Raw genomic sequence first — 1,635 nt, 5'->3', positions numbered from 1 at the left:
GTTTATCTTCGGCGCAGAGCCACTCGACTAGTGAGCTATTACGCACTCTTTAAATGAGTGGCTGCTTCTAAGCCAACATCCTAGCTGTTTATGCAGCTCCACATCCTTTTCCACTTAACTTACATTTTGGGACCTTAGCTGTTGGTCTGGGCTGTTTCCCTTTCGACTATGAAACTTATCTCACATAGTCTGACTCCCACATATGATATTCCGGCATTCGGAGTTTGATAGTTTTCGGTAACCGGTGAAGGCCCCTAGAACATTCAGTGCTCTACCTCCGGGTATCTTTCTGTGAGGCTAGCCCTAAAGCTATTTCGAGGAGAACCAGCTATCTCCGAGTTCGATTGGAATTTCACCGCTATCCACAAGTCATCCCAACCTTTTTCAACAGATATGGGTTCGGTCCTCCATAACCTTTTACAGTTACTTCAACCTGCTCATGGATAGGTCACCCGGTTTCGGGTCTACAGCATGCAACTTCTCGCCCTATTAAGACTCGCTTTCACTTCGGCTCCAGTGCTTTACACCTTAACCTCGCTGCATACCATAACTCGTTGGCCCGTTCTACAAAAAGTACGAGGTCACTTGCGCTCCCTCTGCTTGTAAGCATAAGGTTTCAGGTTCTTTTTCACTCCCCTCCCGGGGTTCTTTTCACCTTTCCCTCACGGTACTATTCTCTATCGGTCACTGGGTAGTATTTAGGCTTGGGGGGTGGGCCCCCCGGCTTCAGACCGGGTTTCACGTGTCCGGTCCTACTCTGGATCCACTCTGCTCCTTGTCAATTTCGTCTACGGGACTTTTACCTTCTTCGGTTTGCCTTTCCAAACATATTCGACTATCAACAATGGATACATCTTGAGTGTCCGCAACCCCGATAGCAAGCTATCGGTTTGGCCTCTTTCCCTTTCGCTCGCCGCTACTTAGGAAATCGATGTTTCTTTCTCTTCCTACGGGTACTTAGATGTTTCAGTTCCCCGCGTTTCCTTCTCATAACCTATTGATTCAGTTATGGATACCTGTGCATTACCACAGGTGAGTTCCCTCATTCGGATATCTGCGGATCAGCAGATATTTGCTCCTCCCCGCAGCTTTTCGCAGCTTGTCACGTCCTTCGTCGGCTCCCAGTGCCAAGGCATCCGCCTTATGCTCTTCTTCACTTGACCTTTCGCTCGTTTTAATCCGTTCTGACTTTGTTGCTGCTCGCTCACTCCTCAGTTACATACCAATGTATGCGCCTTCCTCGCTCACTCGCGCGCCTCGTCATCTCCGAATTCTAACTTCGCGGTTCTTTGTGTACCATGTACAGCGCTTGCACATGGATTTTTGTTAAAGAATCTTTTCTGGTTTCTCGGTTGAAATCATAGAATTTACCCTTCGCTTGCTTTCGCTATGCTTTGTGTATTTTCTCGATTTCTCTCTTTTCTGTGTTTGTTTCTTGTTATTCAGTTTTCAAGGTACTTTGGTCTTTCGACCTTGGTGGGCTTGGGAGGACTCGAACCTCCGACCTCACGCTTATCAGGCGTGCGCTCTAACCACCTGAGCTACAAGCCCATACAGTTCATAGTGTAAAAATCTCGTCTCCTTAGAAAGGAGGTGATCCAGCCGCACCTTCCGATACGGCTACCTTGTTACGAC

The 1,635-nt window shown here is 47.9% G+C and carries 1 tRNA gene and 1 rRNA gene; both read right to left on the bottom strand.

Annotated features, from left to right (window positions below):
* Window positions 1-1,163: ribosomal RNA gene (locus D1155_RS15460) — 23S ribosomal RNA — on the bottom strand; the annotation flags it as partial.
* A gap of 311 nt (window positions 1,164-1,474) precedes the next feature.
* Window positions 1,475-1,551: transfer RNA gene (locus D1155_RS15455), tRNA-Ile, on the bottom strand.
* Between the last annotated feature and the right edge of the window lie 84 nt (window positions 1,552-1,635).

The organism is Anaerotruncus sp. 80 (assembly GCF_009936115.1).
Classification (GTDB): Bacteria; Bacillota; Clostridia; order Peptostreptococcales; family Anaerovoracaceae; genus Senimuribacter; species Senimuribacter intestinalis.
Note: the sequence above shows the minus strand (reverse complement) of the source record. Positions and strands in the feature narration are given on the sequence as shown.